Here is a 14587-nt window from a genome sequence, read left to right on the forward strand (position 1 = left end):
GCCCCGACACCCGTCCGGTAGGAGCGTCAATCGGTCCCGGCGAGACCACCCACGGCGACGGCCGCTCCGATGAGACTGCCCCCTGCGAGAACGAGAGCCGTGGCGACCACTCCGGGGATCAGCCCGGTCACGGGGGTGTTCAGCCCCAGGATGCCGCCGAGCGCCACCCCGACGAGCAGACAGAGCGTTCCCGTGACGCCGAGGGACCGCCCCGGCCGGTCGAGGACGATCCGCGAGACGGCGTTCCGGACGAGAACGGCGCCGTGGAGGATCGGGTTGTGGGTGTTTGCCTCCTCCACGTCGTATGTCACCTCGACTGGCACCTCGGCAAACTCGAAGGATTCATCGGCAGCCTGAAACAGGATGTCGATGCTGGCGTCCATGCCGTCGCTCAGCTCCCGTTCGGCGAGTGTCCGGACCGCCGTCGCGTCGTAGGCCCGGAACCCGCTCTGTGTGTCCCGGATCCGCGAGACGGAGTAGCCGAACTTGAGCCCGGCACCCACGATGGAGTTGATGACCACGAGGCCGAACCGGCGGTACAGCGGGGCGTCCGTCTCCGAATCGCCGAGAAAGCGGCTGCCGATGACGACCTCCGCGCCCGACGCCCGCTGTGTTTCGACCAGGTCCGGGATGTCCGCGGGGTCGTGCTGCCCGTCGGCGTCGACCACGACGAGGTGGTCCGCGTCGAGTTCCGCGGCAGTGCGGAACAGCGTCCCCAGTGCCGCGCCGTATCCCCTGTTCTCCTCGTGTCTGACGACCTCGGCGCCGGCTGCTGCCGCCCGCGACACCGTCCGGTCGCTGCTCCCGTCGTCAGCCACCACGACTATCGAGGCGTGCTCCCGCGCTTGCCGGACGACGTCTCCGACCGCTCCCTCCTCGTTGTATGCAGGGATACCGACCACGACGGTCGCGTCTGTCGAGTCGGCCATCCGAACCGGCTCCGGGTCTGTACGGTGGAAACTCATGGCGGGTCCGCGGCCGCCGTCCGGGACCGCGTACGCCTGACTCTCGATGAAACGAGGATAGTTATTCGCGTACTAGGCGTGTGGCAGCCACTACCTGGAGACGAAACCCGCAAGAAGTCGCGGTTTCGGGGGTCCATCGCGCTCCCCGGCCATCGGTCGCGGATGACGGCGACCCGCCCTCCAGCCACCCGGGGCTGGTGTTCTGACGACCCCCCGTTCGCCACGTCGGCTGCGACACGTGAGCGGTCCGCGGCCGCCGGATGTCGCCGGTGCTGGCCCCGGCAGCGGTTAAGTGGTTGTTTACAATGCGGGCCGTCACTCTACCGGCGAGCGGACCTGTGGAAGAGACGTTCAGCGGGGTGGCCACCGGACGCCGGACCAGCGCGTCGTGCGCACGCGGTCGTGGTACGCGCCGGGAGTGGCGTGACTCGGCGGAAAGACGCCGGGGTACGGACGTGTCCCTGCCGACAGACGGCACGGCCCTCGGCCCGTGGCTGTGCGTGGCGAAGCGGCCGAGAGGCGCCTCCGGAGACTGGCTGACATGAGAGAAAAGATCAAAGCGCTGTTGAGCCGGGTGATACCGACCGGGAGCGTCATCCAGCAGTCCGTCAAGAGCGGGGCGTGGCTGGGAGCGACCAACGTCCTCTCGCGCGGGCTGCAGATCGCCATGATCGTGGTCCTCGCGAACCTGCTCGACCCTGCAGATTTCGGGTTGATGGGGATCGGCCTCCTCGTCCTGAGTGGGCTGCAGAAATTCTCGGAGCTCGGCCTGGATGCGGCAGTGATCCAGAGAAAGGAGCAAAACGCCGACGAGTACCTGAACACAATGTGGTCGCTGCAGCTGGCACGCGGAGCTGTCCTGGCCGGCATTATCCTGCTGCTCGCGCCGGTGGTGGGGTCGGTCTTCGGCGAGCCCAGAGCCACCGACGTCGTTCGGGTGTTCGCGCTATCGCCGGTGCTGATCGCCCTCCGGAACCCGGCGATCGTCTACTTCGAAAAGAACCTGGACTTTCACCTGGAGTTTCTCTACCAGGTGAGCGGGGCGGTCACGCGCTTTGTCGTCTCAGTCGGGTGGGCACTCGTCTCCCCGACGGTGTGGGCACTGGTCGTCGGCTTGGTCGCGTCGGAGTTCGTGATGTTCGTCTTCTCCTACGTCGCCTCCGACTACCGCCCGTGGCCGGAGTTCGAGTGGGAGCGTGCCCGGGAACTGGTCAACTACGGGAAGTGGATCACGGCCAACTCGGTGCTGTACTTCCTGTACGGCGAGGGTGACGACATCGTCGTCGGCTGGCTCCTCTCCTCGACGGCGCTCGGCTTCTACCAGACGGCGTACCGCCTCTCCAACGCACCGGCGACCGAGGTCTCGCAGGTGGTCTCGAGAGTCATGTTTCCGACGTTCTCGACGATCCAGGACGATACCAGTGCGCTCCGGAAGGCGTACTACCGGGTCCTCCAGGTCACCATGTTCGTCGCCTGTCCGCTCGCGTTCGGCATCGCCGCCGTCGCGGACGTCTTCGTCGCAACGTTCATGGGCAGCGAGTGGCTGCCGATGGTGACGGTCATGCAGGTACTCGCCGTCTACGGGCTGCTCCGGGCGTTCGGGAAGACGTACGGCCCCCTCTGGAAGGCGACCGGGCGTCCCGACTTCATCACGAAATTCTCCGCCCTGCGGGTCGGGCTCATCGCCGTGCTGATCGTTCCCGGAACGCTCGCGTTCGGCATCGAAGGGGCCGCACTGGTGATCGTGGGCGTCGGGGTCGTCATACTGCCACTCAGCATTTACGTACTTGTCGGCTCCATCGACGGGTCCTACCGGCGGATGCTCGAGGAGATCGGCTACCCGGTGCTCGCGAGTAGCCTCATGTACGCGGCAGTCGTCCTCCTCCAGCAGCAGTTGGCAATCGAATCCGGGATGCTCGGCTTCCTGTTCCTGGCCGCTGTGGGCGCCGCCGTCTACGCCGCGCTGATCGGCGTCTTCGCGTTCGGGCTCGGGTGGGGTATCGACAAGAACCTGCGCTCGCTGCTGAACGCTGCGACGTGACGGACCGGTCGTGCCGAGACCCGCCCCTACCGTCAGAGGTTCCGGACTGTCAGGGTCAGCCGGGGCGTGCCGCCCCGAGCGACCTCAGTCCAGGTCCCTGGCGGCAGCTCAGTCCTGGCCGTGGGTCAGGGTGACGTGCCCGAGCAGCTGCGAATCGTAATGGGGCCGGCTCCCGGTCTTGTCCGGGTTGTTGATCGCGCCGGCGAAGTCGCCCCAGTGGGCGTAGGCGTGCTCGAACGTAGACGTCGCCTCCTCGACGGACCTGGCATTGAGGTTCCCGCTGTTCCACTTCCACGCCGAGGTGTCCTGGACGTAGTCCTCGAACCAGTTGTAGGCCTTCCACAGGCTCGAGCCGTCTTTGTTGTCCGTCGGCGCGTTGAACCCGTACAGCGAGGTGCTGTCGTACCGCTCGAAGACGAGCAGCGGCATCGTCAGCGCCTTCAGGTTGAACGCGGTGTAGATGAAGGCGGTCGAGCGGCTCAACTCCTGTTTGAACAGCGCGTTCTCGTTCGGGTCGGACGACCCGCTGTACGAGCGGCTGTTCTTGTAGTTGTTGACGAAGTCAGACCACGGGCGGGGCTTCCCGTCGTCACAGGTCAGACACTCCGCGCGCCACATACACTTCGCGCGTTCCATCTTTTCGTCGTCCTGCAGGTACGCCGCCGAGGCGGCCCTGTCCGTGATCCGCCAGGCCCACTTGTTGTTGAACTCGCAGTAACTGGGCTGGGAGGGGACGAACGTGTCGTGACGGTCCCGGACCCACTGCGCGAAGGCAGCCTCGGCGTCGCCGGCGTCGGCCCCCTTCCAGGGGCAGGTCCCGTCGTAGTCGTCCCAGGCGGAGTGTCCGCGGACCAGCGCCGCGGCGTAGATGAACCCGGGGATAGTGATGTGTTGCTCGATCGTGACCGCGTTCTTCTCGATGTCGACGGTCGGTGTCATGTAGGTGCCGTCGTTCAGACACCAGTGGTGGATGACTTCGACGGCGCGCTCGGCGAACCGCTCCTCGCCCGTGAACCGGTAGGCGAGCGCACAGTCCCGCGCACGCTCGGACATCTCGATGGCCGCTCTGTAGTCGTGGCGGCCGTTCTCCGAGGCGAGACTGTGGTCCCCGTCGTCGTCGGTGACGGAACTCAGTGAGCCACCGAGTGCACTCTCCGCGTCGGAGATGAGGTTGTCGTAGGCGCTCGCCCAGGGTTCCCTGCCGGCCTCGGCGCGCTCTTTCTGTGTCTCAAGTTCGCTGTCGGTGACGAACACGTAGTTCGTCGATGTCACCGGCTCGCTGTCGTCGTCCTCGGGGGGAGACACCGACTGTCCCCCGAACGTTGCCCTGTACTCGGTCGTCGCCGCCGCGAAGTCGAACTCGTTGTCCCCGAACAGCTCGTGGTTCACACCCGAGGTGTCGTGTTCGAAGTAGGCGTGGAACGGGACGTCGTGCTCGGTCATCCACTCGTACATGTTCCTGACGAACGTCGGGTTCACGTCCCCTCCCCACTCGTAGCCGTCGTGAGACAGGCCCCACTCCGGAACGACGACCGGGCGGTCAACCTCGGCGGCGAGACTGGCGACGTCCGACAGGCCGACGCCGTCGGCTCCCCACTTGTTGCCCTTGAGATGGGTTTCCTCCCAGACGTACTCCTGGACGGTCGCGCGGTCCGCCGGGCCGGCGGAGTCGTAGTCGATCCCGTCGGGAGCCTGGCCGACCCTCCCGTAGGCCGGTGCGCTGTCGTAAATATCAGCGCCCACCATCGCGTAGTCCGCCCCGGGGTAGTGTGCCAGCGCCTGCTCCGTGGACAGCTGTGTGGAGTGGATCAGCGGAGCCCAGACGGTACGGAGGTCCTCTCCGAGCACGTCACGACAGGTATCGACTATCTGTCGGTACCCCTCGGCCCAGGTCTCCGGTGTGACGCCCGTCCCGACCGGCGAGTACGGCTGTGCCTTGATGTTGAACTCGTTGCCGATGCGGAGCACGAGTGTTTCGGGCGTGAAGCCGTCCGATTTGAACCCCTCGGCCATCGACCGGAACTTGTCGTTGTACTCGCCGGCAGCGAGGTTGCGGAGAGCGGTCGCCCGTCCGACGGCGTCGTTTTCCTCCCGGGGGAGCATCGGGATGTGTGGCAGGAACAGGCGGCCGTCGCCGCCGTCGATCCACTCCGGGAAGTCCCGGGTGTCGAAGGTGACGAAGTTCGCCCACCTGTTTTTGCCGTGGCCGGTCGCGGCGACCGTGACTTCGTCCCCGAACTCGGATTCGTAGCCGTCTATTCTGTCGGCGTACCACTGCCAGGCGCCGTTGGACAGCGTGTCGGTCCCGGTCTCCTCGTCAGTCCCATCGTCGGCCTCCTCGTCGGTCCCGTCGCCGGTCTCGTCACCGGCCCCGCCGCCGGCGCCACACTCCGGCCCCTGCGGGTCGACCGTATCACTGGCCGTCCCGGAGGGTGGGGACTGAGCCAGCCAGCCCACGAAGTACCAGTTCCCGTCGGCGCCGCCGGCGTAGAAGCCCCGGCCGTGTTCGTGTGAGGCGTCCTCGATGAAGGCGAGGTGGTAGTCGGTCGGGTCGTGTTTCCGGAGGCGGTTCGGCGTCCGCACTTGGATCATGCGGTTGCCCGGCTCCGAGGCAGTTTGTTTCGTCTCGACCTTTCCGCCGGCGGCCGACGACGGTTCGCTCTGGGCCAGCCAGCCCACGAAGTACCACTTGCCTTTGGCGCTGCCGGTGTAGAAGCCCCGACTGTGTTCGTGTGAGGCGTCCTCGATGAACGCGAACTGCTGGTCGGTCGGCTTGTACGATTTCAGTTCTGCCGGGCGCCTGACCTGCAGAAGCCGTCGCGACGGTTCGGACGCGTCCGAATCCGGCGTCACTGACCCGCGCGCGACGGTCGTCGGTTCCGTCTGCTGGAGCCATCCGGTGAACGCCCACGTCGAGCCACTCGTCCCGGTGTAGAAGCCACGGCCACGGAGGGCGGACAGGTCCTCGATCAGTGCGAGGTGGTGGTCGCCCGGACGAGTGCCACAGAGGTCCTCCGGTCGCGGGACCTGCAGGTGCTGTGGGCCCGCGCTCGCCGAGGCGACCTGCGTTCCGACGGCAGCAGCACCGACCGAGGCCCCGAGCAACCGGAGTACGCTCCGCCGGGACGTGGACAGACCGTCCGGTGACTGCTCCCCTCCGGTCCCCGGACTACCATCGCTGCCCCCGTCGCTGAAAAGCCGTGTTATTCTACGCTTACCGTCGCCGACGGCATCGGTAATAGACTCCTTACTGCTGTTTCCCATGCGCCTCGAAACATCAGAAGCTCCTTAACTAGCGTTTCGACCACATTGCAATCGGGTAGTAGAAGCTTACTGCTGATTGCTCCCTGCTTTATTTTATTCCGACAAACGCGACACAATATTAAGTACAGATTTCGGAAAATAATATAACCCTAACTAATCACCGGCTGTTCGGGCCCGGGGCGTTTTCCGCCCGAGATGCCTATCCGAGGGTACCCCTCCGAATGTGGGGTACGCGTTCGAACAGGTCCGGTCTCGTGGCGGTAAGGGGTTCTTTATGGCCTCGAAAGGGCGTCCGCTCGGGCCGCTATCACGGGAGTCGGTCGGAGGGCGGCCAGAAGGCACTGGAGAGCAGGTGTCGAACGAAGTCGATCCGTGGTACTCGGCCGGCAGACGGGCCGGCCGCCGCCCTTACAGCCGGTCAGCGTCCCAGGCGTGGAGGGTACCGTCTTCGTCTTTGAACAGGAGTGCGACAGTCCCGTCCCCTCCTCTCCCGGTGTCGACGGCGAGTTCGCCAGCCGAAACCTCCGCCGCGGAAGCGTTACTGTACTGCGGGACCGAAGCGGCGGACATCCTCCGGTCGGTCCCGCCCTGCCCGGTCAGCTGGCCCGAACCGCCGAACGCCTGCAAATCGGCAGAAACGTTCGAGGCGGAGACGACGTCCGACGGCGGGCCGAAGTAGTATGAGGGGCGGGAGGAGTCCCGGCGGACCTCGATTTTCCCCACCTGGAGGGTTCCGTTGTCGCGGAGGGGACCGATGATCTTGTTGCCGTTGTCGGAGTTCAGCTGTACCATCGAGCGGGCCTCGGTGTTCGTGTTCTGGACGTAATCGATCCTCGCAGGCGCGCGCCCCTGGAGGGAGACGATGGGTCTGTCGGTCGTGATAACCGGCTCGAAGTTGATCCCGCCGATGTGGACGTAGCCGTTCTTCGAGGACTTGATCCGCGCCGCCTGCCCGGCCGTTCCCCCGATGTTGATGAACCCGACGTCGAGTTTCGCCCCCGCGAAATTCGTGTACAACACCGGGTCCCGGGTGGCGTTCCCGGCGCCGATGTACCCGATCTGCGTCCCGAGGAGGGACTGTTCGCGCTCGAGGACGATCTCGCGGCCGTCGTTGGCGTCGTAGCCGAAGTCGAGGTGGTGCCACGTGGAGTCGAACGGGGACCCTTTCTCGCAGTGGACGACCGGGTCGATCCAGTCGCGGAAGGCGAGGTCGCCGATATTGAACTGCTTCGGTGACCGGCCGCTGTCGTTGACGAAGTGGATCGCCGAGCCGTCGGTCCGCTCTTCGCTGTTAGCCCCGCTAATCGTGAAGCCGTCGAGGGCGACGAACTTCCCTTCCTCGGGACGGGTTACCCTGAACCCGTCCCGTTCGAGGTCCGTGAACTCGATACCGCTCGTGTTCACGCCGTAGCCGATGAACTGGACGTAGTGGCTGGGGACGACCGGCTCGGCCTCGGTGATCGTCGTCGGGGGGAGGATAACGGCACCGAACCCCTCGTTTTCGCCGCTCTCGTCGATCCGTGCCACCGCGTCCCCGACGGGCGTCGACGTCTCCGCCGGGTCGATCGTCGCGACCGAGTCCATCCCCGTGGCGACCGGGACGACTGCCCCGTCGAGTAACGGTCCGAGAACCGCGGTCGGATCCGGGAGCGACCCGTCCGGTCGCTGTCCGGGCGGGTCGCCCCCGTTCTGTTCCGTGCCGGGTTCGCCGTCAGTACCGGTCTGCCCTCGCTCGCCACATCCGGCTAACCCGGCCAGCAGCCCGGTCATCCCGCCGATGAACGACCGGCGACCGACTCGTGGAGGCCTCATTATCTCCCCTCGGGATGACGCGCATAAAATTATGTGACGGCTACTGCCGACCGGATGGCCCGGGTCTCGTTCCGGGTTGAGAAGCACGTAACCCGGGGGAGGACGGTCGGTCACAGTCGCTCCCTGAGGTCGCAAACTGCGTCCTCCTCCGCGATGATGAAGGCGTCCTCCGCCAGGGCCTCCTGCTCTTCGGGGAGGAGAATGAGGTTGTCGGAGTGGTCCGGACTGGTGATGACGTCCCAGTCTACGAGCTCGTACCCGAGTGACCGGCTGAGGTCGGGGTCACACGGGAGTGACTCCCAGGCCTCGCGCGAACTCCAGTCCTCCTCCGGGTCCACCGGCGGACTCCGCGTTTCTGTGTCGGAATCGTTGTTGTCTCCCATGTGTGCCCTTTAGGTCGACCCTTCCACGGTCGATACGGGAGTAGTAATACCTTACTCGGAAAACGCTTTTTGCCGCGTCTTCGCTGGGTTGTGGCAAGATGATAATGTTTACTGACCGGTTGAAAGCGGGATGAATGCGTCTCTGATACAGCCCAGTCTATCACCCGCTCCGACACGGCCGGCACAGAAAAGTCACGGTCACGTGACGTCTCGGGCCGATAAGCAACTCTTACTACCGGGCGAGGGCGGCCCCGGGGACGGTCCTCCGCCTCCTGTGGCGACGGATACGGCTGTCGTTCCGGAGAGGGTAGTACACAGGTCGTTCGCGGGCGAGCGGGGGGCGTAATCACACTCGTAACAATGTGTGGAGACTTTCCCGTATCGGTATGGTCAGTAACCGAACCGTATTCGCGGTCGCGGTCGCGGCTGCCGCGGTCGTCGGGGTCCTGCTCGCGGGTGGGCTCGCTCCGATAGCGGGCGGACCGGGGGCCGGAGACGAGGCAGGGAACCAGACGGCGGGGAGCACCGGGAACGCGAGCCAGGACCCGCTCAGGGAGACGACAGTCGTCGAGGCCGAGGGGCCGGACGCAGTTCCGGAGGACGAATCGCTGCGGCTGTCGGTCGAGCTCGGGGCACGAGCGACCGAGCCGGTCACGCGTCAGGTCGAACTCGTCGTCGACACGGACGACAACGGGGAGCTAGATACGGTCGTCGCGGAAACCGAACGGTGGTTCTCCGACGACGGGACCACTCGCGTGTCGTTCACCGTCCCGGGCGGGACTCTCGCGCCCGGCGAGCGTCGCTACGGCATCACGGTTGGCGGGGAGACGGTGATGACCGGGTCGACGACCGTCAGGCAGACACCGACCTTCCTCCCCCGGGTGCGGTCGGCGAGTGGGGTGGCCGGCTCCACGGCGACGGTGAATCTAACGGTGACAAACGAGGGTGACCTCGCCGGCGAGCGGGCCGTCACTGTGACGCTGGACCGGACCGGGAACGGCTCCTTCGAGCGCGCCGCGAACGCGTCCCTCTCGCTCGAGGGTGGGGAGTCCCGGGCGCTCTCGCTTGGCTTCCCCGCCGGCGCGCTCGACGCGGGTAACTACACGTACCGCGTTCGAACCGAGTCGGGGACCGAGACGGGGACGCTGAGAGTCCTCGAACCGCCCCGGTTCACTGTCGCTGGTGTCGGCGGGCAGACGAACGTCTCCACCGGGACGCCAGCGAACGTGTCGGTGGCTGTGAACAATACCGGCGACGTCGCGGGCTCCGGGTCGGTCGTGCTCTCTGCCCCGGATAACCGGACCTACAACCGAACGGTGGGGCTCGACAGCGGGGCCAACACCACCGTCTCGTTCGGGGTCCCGACGACCAACCTCTCGCGGGGTTCGTACACCTACACCGCTTCGACGGCTGACGACAGGCGCGAGGTGTCGGTGCGCGTCCGCGACGGCGTGTTCGCCGTGGACGACCTCGGCGGGAACGAGACCGTGCGGGTCGGCGACCCGATGGTCTTCGACGCCGAGGTGACCAACGTCGGGGACGCGACCGACCGGGCGACCGTCGAGTTCAGGATCGACCTCGACGACGACGACCGGCCCGAATCCTACGGGGTCACGGAGAACGTCACGCTGTCGCCGGGGGAGAGCGAGCGGGTCCGCATCCGGGTTCCGTACATGGAGGACCCGGACCCGCTCCACCCCGTCGAACACCTGCCCCACGGGCCGTACATCTACGGCATCTACACGGCCAGCGACAACGAGACGGCCGTCTTCGACGCCCGCGGACAGCCGACGTCGACGGTGAGTCTCGGCGGCGGCAGTGGTTCGGACGACGATAGCGACTCGAACGACGACCCCGTCTCCCGGGCGTCCCTCGACGAGATCAGCCAGGAGAAGTACGGGTACTACTTCGAGGAGCTGAGCGGGGAGACCAAAACCCAGGTCGAGGAACTCCGCGAGCGCCAGCCCTTCGCTGACGGTCGGGGGATCACCGACGTGTTGACCCGCGAAGAGATCGCACGCCAGAAGTACGGGCTCGACGTCCGGCGGGGAGACAGGTTCGAGTTCCAGCGCATCGACGTCGAACTCCAGCAACAGATCGAGGCGGACTTCGACGAGCAGTTCACAAGCCAGGTCGGGGACAGAATAGAGTCCTGGGAAGAGCTGGCTCAGCAGCGGTACGACACGTCGTTCGAGGAACTCTCCGACGACCGCAAGCAGGAGATCAGAGCGGCTTACCGGACTCAGTTCGAGTGACGGGACTCCCGACTCCCGCCCTCCGGTGACCCCGCCTATCCGTCGGTGACTGGCTCGGGGGCAGCCTGTCGGGTGACGAGTCGCTCCAGTCCGGAGCGCAGCTGCACCCTCGGCTCGTACCCGAGCTGCTCCCGGGCGCGGGAGATGTCCGCACAGCTGTGTTCGATGTCGCCGTCCCGGGCTCCAGTGTGGACGACCTCGACGTCCCCGACGACGGCCCTGACGGTACCGGCCAGGTCGTTGATGCTGTGGGCGGTTCCGGTGCCGACGTTGAAGGCCGTTCCGGCCCTGTCCGTCACCCCCGCCCGGAGGTTGGCGCGAACGACGTCGCTCACGTGGACGAAGTCCCGCGTCTGTGTACCGTCCCCGTGGACGGTCAGCGGCCCGCCCGCACGGGCCTGCCGGAGAAACGAGTCGACGACCCCGGCGGTGTCGCCCCCGCGAGTGGGGCCGTACACGTTGAAGTACCGGAGCACGACCGTCGGGAGCCCGTAGAGGTCGTTGTACGTCCGGGCGTGGTGGTCCGCCGAGAGCTTCGAGACGCCGTAGGGGGAACGGGGACGTTTCGGTGCCGACTCCGGGACGGGGACCTCCCCGGGCCGACCGTAGATGGCCGCACTCGAAGCCAGTACGACACGGGCGTCCTCGCGCCGCGCGCCCTCGAGTACCTGCAGCGTGCCCGTGGCGTTCGCGGTGTGAGCCTCGCGGGGGTTCTCGACGGACTCGGACACGCTGACCAGCCCCGCCTGGTGGAAGACGACGTCGACGCCGTCGACCGCGTCGAGTATCGCCTCCTCGTCGCGGACGTCGCCCCGGCAGAGCCGTGCGTCCGACGGAACGGCACCCGCCGTTCCCGTCGAGAGGTCGTCGAGGACCCGAACGGAGCACTCGTCGACCAGGCGCTCGGCGAGGTGGCTGCCGATGAACCCCGCACCGCCCGTCACGAGCACCGTCTTCCCGGCCAGACCGTCCGGGATGTCGGTCGCCGGCGTGTCCCCCTCACCTGAGGCCCCGTGCTTCGGGGAGTCCGTGCTTGAGGTCATCTTTCGGTCGCCTCCAAGGTGCCGGGCTGGCCCGCGGCGTCCTGCGGTCTGACCCTCGGTCGGCTTCCGCCGGCCGGTCCGGAGACGGACGCGAATCGCTTCCGGGCCTCTCCAGTCTCGGTCGTCACATGTCTGGCCATCTTGATCCCTCGGCTCCCAGGCTCGGTCCGGCGGAGTTTGTTATCGTTCCCCTGCCGGAGTGTAACGGCAGGCTACGAGCGGCCCGGCCGCTGTTGGTGAAATAACGTCCTGGCGGGCGAAGCAGCTCACTTCGCGGGGAGTTCCTTGACGGCGAGCCGGAGATACAGTTCGGCGACACCAGTCCGTTCGGACGGGCGGACGGTGTAGGTCCGCTCGTCGTAGGTGAGAAAACCAAGTGACTCTAGATGCGCGAGCGAGCGAGTGACTTCCGACCGGACTGCTCCCCGCAGCTCCCCTTCTGTCTCCCCCTCATCGGGCTCGACGACGGTGACCACGTACTCGACAAGCTCGTCGAGAGACACCTCCCGGTCGCGCTGGATCAGGTAGTGGAGCACGTACCGGTTACACGACCGCGCGAGGGCCTCGAAGAGTTCGTCGGCGGTCGGCTTCTCCGGGGAGTCCGGAGTTTCCGAGCCACTTCGCGTGTCGGCGCCGGCAGTCCGACCCGTGTTTTTCTCGGCGTCTTCCGGTGTGGCATCCGCCGGACGGTTCTCGTCCATGGGGGAGCCCGGTCACTGCGGCCTATAAGTATAGTCCGGATACCGAGGCTGTGTTGGTCCGGCCCTGGCAAAGGCCGGCCAGCAGGGAGATTCAGAAACCACCAGACAATGGGCGGATCGTCGCGATATGGCCAGCTCACGCGGCGAAACAGCATGAACAGACACAACCCGTTCCCCGGTGGCAGGTCACAACGACGTTCGTTCGGCGTGTTCGCCTCCGTCGCATTCCGGTCCATCCCCGTCGCCTCGCGCTGACTCTCACCGTTCGGTACGTGTTCGCCCCGGCCGCCGAGTCAGCTCTCGAATCGGTTCGCGTTCGGTGACGCGGGTCACGGTCCCTGCAGGTCCGTGTGCGCGTCCGAGCGGTAGGCGAGCCCCCTGTTCTGCTGGATGTCGAGTGCGACACCGAGCAGGAGCAAAAGCGGCGCAGCGACCAGGACGATGAGTGTCGGGAGCGATGCCACGAGCGCCACACCGCCAGTCAAAAACCCGGAGACTCCGTTGAGGACACCCACTCCGAACGCGACGATGCCGGCGGCGTAGCAGACGACGGTCGCGTGGACACCCTCCGAGACGTACTGCCGGTTCATGCGGCGGAGGAAGTTCGCCAGCAACAGCCCGGAGAGTCGGGGGACGAAGCTTGTGTACTCGATGCCGCTCTCCTCCTCGTCGTAGACCGCCGGGTGCGGGACCTCCGCGATCCGGAAGCCGTGCATGTTCAGCGCCGCGAGAATGTCGTTCAGGAATCCGTATCCGTCGTAGAGCTCCTCGACGGGGATGGTTCCGAGCGCCCCCCGGGAGATCACTGTGTACCCGTTCTGGGAATCGGCCATCCCCCAGTAACCACTCGAGAGGTTGGTGAGAAAGGACAGCAACAGGTTCCCGAACAGCCGCCACCGGGACATCCCGGCGGCGTGGGCGCGGTGTTGTAGCCGGGTTCCCTTCGCGTAGTCGGCCTTCCCGCTGACGACGGGGTCGAGGATGCTGTCGAGGATGCCCGGGTCCATCTGTCCGTCACCGTCCATGACGACGACGACATCGAACCCGGCCTCGTAGGCCATCTGGTACCCGTCCTTGACACACCGCCCGCGGCCGGCGTTGGTTTGGTGGCGGACTGGGACGGCGAACCGACCGGCGGCGCCGTTCCCTGGAGTGCCGTCCTGTGGCCGCTCGTCCCGGCGGCCACGGCTGGCCCGCCGGCCGGGCTGTTGACGGAGACTGCCTACTACCTCTCGGAGTACCTGGGGTATCTCTCGGACCCGCGCGCAGTCCCTTACCTGCTCTTCGAGGCAGCGTTGCTCTCGACCGCCGCGGGGCTGTGGGTCGCGGACGGCTATCCCGGGCTACGTGCCCCGTAGGTGTGATACCTGCAGGGCAGGATACGTCCCTCGAACCCCGTCCCGGACTCGGTCTGGGGGAGTACCGGAGAACCCTCCAGGCGAGGAGCTCTGATTCGTGGCCGAGCGCGAGCGCCGGCCCGGGTAATAGCTTGCTACCGGGAGCGAGGAAACCGGAGGGGCGGAAGACCGCGAGTCAGGTTCCGGGGCGAACGCGTACGGTACGCTTACCGGCGTGAACTCTCCTGAACCGACGAAACCCGTTTACCCGGCCCGGAAGTCAAGAGTAGGATAGGAGCAAACGGAGCAATCCATGACGAGAACGGAACACACGGCACCACAACTGGAAACAAGCCGGCAAACACGGGGTAGGCGGACCGACCGGTCGGGGGAACGATGAGCCCCGACTGGGACGACGTCAGCTTCGTCATCAGCTCGCGGTACCGGACGGCGGTGCTCAAGCGGCTCGCGGTCGGTCCGGCGACGCCCTCGCAGATCGCGACCGACGCCGACGTGGGGATCTCCCACGTCTCGCGGGCGCTCCAGCGCCTGCGCGACCGCGAACTGGTCGAGCTGCTCGTCTCCGACGACCGAAAGAAAGGGCGCGTCTACGGGCTGACGGAGTACGGCAACAGCGTCTGGGAGAAGATCGAGGCCGAGAACATGGTCTGACCGGCGACGGACCGCCCTCGGGGGCGCGGCTGCGAACCGCGCGCTCCCAACTGCTGGCACGACAGTCCGGTCCGAGAGCTGTCGCGGGCTGAGTCGCCCCGACACGACGCGGCG

The 14587-nt window shown here is 66.5% G+C and carries 11 protein-coding genes; 4 read left to right on the plus strand and 7 right to left on the minus strand.

Annotated features, from left to right (window positions below; genetic code table 11):
- Window positions 1–26 precede the first annotated feature (26 nt).
- Window positions 27–929 carry a glycosyltransferase family 2 protein gene (locus GN153_RS05535; RefSeq protein ID WP_159900646.1) on the minus strand — a complete coding sequence of 301 codons (903 nt, stop codon included), beginning with the start codon at window positions 927–929 and terminating at the stop codon, window positions 27–29.
- Window positions 930–1506: 577 nt separating this feature from the next.
- On the opposite strand from GN153_RS05535, the gene GN153_RS05540 reads away from it, so the two are divergent.
- Entirely contained in the window at window positions 1507–3006 is a 1500-nt protein-coding gene (locus tag GN153_RS05540) for a lipopolysaccharide biosynthesis protein (RefSeq protein ID WP_159900648.1), read from the plus strand.
- A 108-nt stretch (window positions 3007–3114) separates the two neighbouring features.
- On the opposite strand, the gene GN153_RS05545 is transcribed toward GN153_RS05540, so the two are convergent.
- From GN153_RS05545 to GN153_RS05555, 3 genes are all read right to left on the minus strand, one after another.
- A complete protein-coding gene (locus tag GN153_RS05545; RefSeq protein WP_159900650.1) occupies window positions 3115–6111 on the minus strand; it encodes an alginate lyase family protein in 2997 nt (998 codons plus the stop codon).
- A 567-nt stretch (window positions 6112–6678) separates the two neighbouring features.
- Window positions 6679–8082: a hypothetical protein gene (locus GN153_RS05550; protein ID WP_159900652.1), complete on the minus strand. Its 1404-nt coding sequence runs from the start codon at window positions 8080–8082 to the stop codon at window positions 6679–6681.
- Window positions 8083–8192: 110 nt separating this feature from the next.
- Window positions 8193–8420: a hypothetical protein gene (locus tag GN153_RS05555; protein ID WP_159900654.1), complete on the minus strand. Its 228-nt coding sequence runs from the start codon at window positions 8418–8420 to the stop codon at window positions 8193–8195.
- A gap of 431 nt (window positions 8421–8851) precedes the next feature.
- Here GN153_RS05555 and GN153_RS05560 point away from each other — a divergent pair, with 431 nt between their 5' ends.
- The gene (locus GN153_RS05560; protein ID WP_159900656.1) at window positions 8852–10720 is read left to right on the plus strand and encodes a hypothetical protein; all 1869 of its coding nucleotides are present in this window, start codon (window positions 8852–8854) and stop codon (window positions 10718–10720) included.
- A gap of 35 nt (window positions 10721–10755) precedes the next feature.
- Here the strand turns inward: GN153_RS05560 and GN153_RS05565 are convergent, their stop codons facing one another.
- The 3 genes from GN153_RS05565 to GN153_RS05575 all read right to left on the minus strand — a co-directional run bounded on the left by GN153_RS05565 (window position 10756) and on the right by GN153_RS05575 (window position 13525).
- Window positions 10756–11763, minus strand: a complete 1008-nt coding sequence (locus tag GN153_RS05565; protein WP_159900658.1) for an NAD-dependent epimerase/dehydratase family protein — start codon at window positions 11761–11763, stop codon at window positions 10756–10758.
- A gap of 266 nt (window positions 11764–12029) precedes the next feature.
- Window positions 12030–12464 carry a DUF7344 domain-containing protein gene (locus GN153_RS05570; RefSeq protein ID WP_159900660.1) on the minus strand — a complete coding sequence of 145 codons (435 nt, stop codon included), beginning with the start codon at window positions 12462–12464 and terminating at the stop codon, window positions 12030–12032.
- 329 nt (window positions 12465–12793) lie between these two features.
- A complete protein-coding gene (locus GN153_RS05575) occupies window positions 12794–13525 on the minus strand; it encodes a glycosyltransferase family 2 protein (RefSeq protein WP_159900662.1) in 732 nt (243 codons plus the stop codon).
- A 45-nt stretch (window positions 13526–13570) separates the two neighbouring features.
- Between GN153_RS05575 and GN153_RS05580 the strand changes: the two genes are divergently transcribed.
- Together GN153_RS05580 and GN153_RS05585 are read left to right on the plus strand one after the other, a co-directional pair.
- The gene (locus GN153_RS05580) at window positions 13571–13822 is read left to right on the plus strand and encodes a hypothetical protein (RefSeq protein WP_159900664.1); all 252 of its coding nucleotides are present in this window, start codon (window positions 13571–13573) and stop codon (window positions 13820–13822) included.
- A gap of 375 nt (window positions 13823–14197) precedes the next feature.
- On the plus strand, window positions 14198–14473 hold the full coding sequence (locus GN153_RS05585) for a winged helix-turn-helix domain-containing protein (RefSeq protein WP_159900665.1): 276 nt from the start codon (window positions 14198–14200) through the stop codon (window positions 14471–14473).
- Window positions 14474–14587: the final 114 nt, after the last annotated feature.

It is taken from the genome of Salinirussus salinus (genome assembly GCF_009831455.1).
Lineage (GTDB): Archaea > Halobacteriota > Halobacteria > Halobacteriales > Haloarculaceae > Salinirussus > Salinirussus salinus.